We start from the raw sequence: 2,014 nt of genomic DNA on the forward strand, positions 1-2,014 counted from the left end.
AACGCGCAATGTCGCCATCATGCACAGATCCTTTGGACGCATACAAAATCGATTCATATTACAATCTCACAGGAAACCCTATTGCCATTGAGTTTTGGACGAATGACCGGGAACCATTCCCGAGCAAGTCCTGGCACCAGCTCGTAGATACCGTTAACGTCAGACTCGGTACGATCGGTCGACCGCAAGTCAACAGTAAAGGCGATGCCCGATCCCTGGTTTGGTTTCCGATAATTCACGCCGGAAGGATTTGCCTTGAAAGCGTTACAGACGTTCTTCAGAAGTACGGCCGAATTCGAGCAGCAATTGGAACCGTGCAGAGTGGTGAAAATGGTTTTCGGAAGACAGCCAGGCAGGCAGAGCGCGCGGCCCGCGTGGTTTCGGACGGCAAGGTCGATATCAGTCCGGTGGTAACTTTCGAGGAAGTTGCAGCCATCACTCTTCTGCTCGAAGATCCGGAAAGCCTAAGGGCTCTAGCGGAAGACTCACTCGGAGGCTTGCTTCTGGACAGTGCGCGGAACCGCTGGCTCCGCGAGACCTTGCGAGTCTACCTGGCAAACAACTGTAGCGTTACCGCGACCGCTCACGACATGACGATCCATCGCAACACGGTCAAATACCGCATCCGACAAGCAGCGAAAGAGTGCGGTTGCAAGCTGGACGATGCCGGCATCCTCATGAACCTCAGGATTGCGCTGGATGCCGCGTGGTGGACACCCAGCACAGTACTCAAATTACCCATACCGCTCGGCTCAGTAGACGCACGGTTGACGGTTTGAGCAGGGTGGCTGCGACCCGGCTCAAACCTTCCAGGTTTCCAGCGCCACGTTCGTCAGACTCCATTGCCATGCTGATTCACGATTGTTGCTATCAGAATATCGAATGCCGCATTCGGTGAAAGCGACTTGATTCGGTCATTGATATCCATTTCTTTGCCCTCGATTCCTTCACTTGTCGCAATGTTCGCCGCATTTGATTCGACAGATCCTTCGGACGTCTCCAAGATTCGACCGGCCCACACTCCGGCTGGCGAAGGATCAGTAGCAAGATACTGCTCGCAGTCGGTCAGTATATGACATTTCATGCAAGAGTCCGCTGCAGTTTTATGACGCGCAGCTCGCTGAGCAACCGTCTCGTAGGGTGGATCGGATTCGTAGTCCCACAGTTCGGGCTCCCCCTGGCAGGGTGTGACCAGCACCCGACCACGAACTGCGAGACGGTCCAATGCTCGATTCAAGGTTGATTCCTTTAAATACGGGAGCGAACTCGATACGACCTAGTTGTACGATAGCCATTCCTCATGTGTCAAAGAGGGAAGGATGAGTTGTGCATAAAGAACAAGGACTCCTTGCGACTTTGGCCAACTTGGACATATCACAGAACGGTGCCGATCCAGTACGATCGACACCACGACGACGGCTTCTTCAGGCCTCCATGAATGCAGTGGAAATCGAGGTATCGTGCTGGATTTTGTATTCTTCACATTGACACCGCTCCTACTGTTAATGTTGGCACCCGCGTGGATTCCGTTGACTTACCATGGGTGCGCGAGTCTGATCGAACGCCGAAATATTCGCGACGTGAAAACCAGCCAGATGTAGGTCGAGCTACGCAGACGAGGGGTGTGCGTAGCCGACCTCTGCAATGGAGAGCTTTTCTGACGCCACACGCCGGCAGTTGTGCCGAGTTGCATGCTCTGCGTTCGCTGCACGCCGCTCGGGAAACCTACCGAAAGAACAGATGAGTTCTTCGTAGGTGTTCGGCTCACCGCTGCGCCTGGTTCGTTCGCCCGCCGATAACGCCACTGGTCGCATCGCTGGCAGCATCGACGCGCTGGCGACAGCGACATCATCCCCCACCACCAATGTCCGAACGCGCCTAGACTTCTATTCATGAGTTCCGTCCACACTGCGCGGAGATATTGTCAAGACCTGTGGATGAGGGTGTTTCAGGCGACCTCCGTTTCGCTTGATTCGTCGGGCTCAGCGGGTGAGATGTCGATGGGTCGTTCGAG

General features: G+C 54.7%; 2 protein-coding genes. One reads left to right on the forward strand and one right to left on the reverse strand.

Features of this window, described 5'->3' with window-relative positions:
- The coding region (locus A2J01_RS35305) for a PucR family transcriptional regulator (RefSeq protein ID WP_231915861.1) at positions 1-779 on the forward strand (779 nt) is incomplete at its 5' end.
- A 53-nt stretch (positions 780-832) separates the two neighbouring features.
- Here the strand turns inward: A2J01_RS35305 and A2J01_RS35950 are convergent.
- On the reverse strand, positions 833-1,237 hold the full coding sequence (locus tag A2J01_RS35950) for a hypothetical protein (RefSeq protein ID WP_128638070.1): 405 nt from the start codon (positions 1,235-1,237) through the stop codon (positions 833-835).
- Positions 1,238-2,014: the final 777 nt, after the last annotated feature.

The organism is Rhodococcus sp. EPR-134, assembly GCF_001647205.1.
Lineage (GTDB): Bacteria > Actinomycetota > Actinomycetes > Mycobacteriales > Mycobacteriaceae > Rhodococcus_F > Rhodococcus_F qingshengii.